General features: G+C 58.9%; 1 protein-coding gene. It reads right to left on the bottom strand.

Going from position 1 to position 331, the window contains the following annotated elements; genetic code table 11:
• Window positions 1-331 (bottom strand): ribosome-recycling factor (locus tag AC0L15_RS33275; protein ID WP_473498426.1); only part of this gene is annotated, 331 nt, incomplete at both ends.

The raw sequence follows: 331 nt of genomic DNA, 5'->3' as shown, positions 1-331 counted from the left end.
CTTATCGGAAAGCAGATGGTCGATGGTGCCGATCATCTCGTCGGTGAGCTTCTGGACCTGGTCGGACCGCTTGCGATGATCGTCCTCGCTGATATCGCCGTCCTTTTCAGCCTTTTTGAGGAACTCCATGCCGTCCCGGCGCACGTGGCGAACGGCGATGCGCGCATTCTCGGCATAACCATGCGAAATCTTGACCAGCTCCTTGCGGCGCTGTTCGTTGAGCTCGGGCAGCGGAATCCTGAGATTGGTGCCGTCGACGATCGGATTGAAGCCGAGATTGGATTCACGGATGGCGCGATCGACCGCACCGACCATCGACTTGTCCCAGACC

The sequence above is a fragment of the Mesorhizobium sp. WSM4846 genome (genome assembly GCF_055811415.1).
The sequence above is the reverse complement of the archived record's forward strand: the minus strand, read 5'-3'. Positions and strand labels throughout refer to the sequence as shown.